The 815-nt window shown below is 42.7% G+C and carries 1 protein-coding gene; it reads right to left on the reverse strand.

Annotation, left to right across the window (positions count from 1 at the left end; genetic code table 11):
- The coding region (locus tag ACFIK8_RS10850; RefSeq protein WP_375669431.1) for an ABC transporter ATP-binding protein at positions 1 to 815 on the reverse strand (815 nt) is incomplete at both ends.

Below are 815 nucleotides of genomic sequence, written 5' to 3' on the forward strand. Positions count from 1 at the left end.
GCCATTTTGTGCAACGAGTTCCGCATGTGTTCCCTCTTCAACAAGAGTCCCTTTTTCCATCACCAGAATGCGATCTGCTTTTGAAATCGTTGCTAAACGGTGAGCAATCACCAGTGTTGTTCGATTTTGCATCAGACCTTCCAAGGCTTCTTGCACCAACTTTTCGCTGCTTGCATCTAAAGCTGAGGTTGCCTCATCAAGTAACAAAAGAGGAGCATTTTTAAAAATCGCACGTGCAATACCAATACGCTGTTTCTGTCCACCAGAAAGCATGGTACCACGTTCTCCAACCTCAGTATCAAAACCTTTTGGCAAGGCTTGGATAAATTCAAGTGCATTGGCTGTTTTGGCTGTGGCAATGATTTGCTCTTCATTAATATTTTCGCTACCAAAAGTAATATTATCCCGTAATGTGCCGTCAAAAATAGCTACATCTTGGGGGACATAAGAAATTGAACTGCGTAAATCTTGGAGAGAAAGGCTGTTAATTTCAGTACCATCAAAGCGGATTTGACCGCTGTTTGGATCATAAAAACGAAGAATCAGCGAAAAAATGGTGCTTTTTTCTGCACCTGAAGCACCAACAAAAGGCACAGTCTCGCCCGCTTTGACAGAAAAGGAAAGAGAGCGCAAAATCTTTTCTTTTGGTCTAGAAGGATATGTAAAATCAACCTGATCAAAAATGATTGCGCCTTGGACAGGTTGTGCCAATGGTAAAGGAACTTTGGGAGCTAAAATAGTGGGCTGTTTTTGCAATAATTCAGCAAGCCGTTCAGCAGCGCCCAGGGCTTGGATTAATTCTGCACCAAGTTCCG

It is taken from the genome of Bartonella sp. MR168JLCBS (assembly GCF_042194175.1).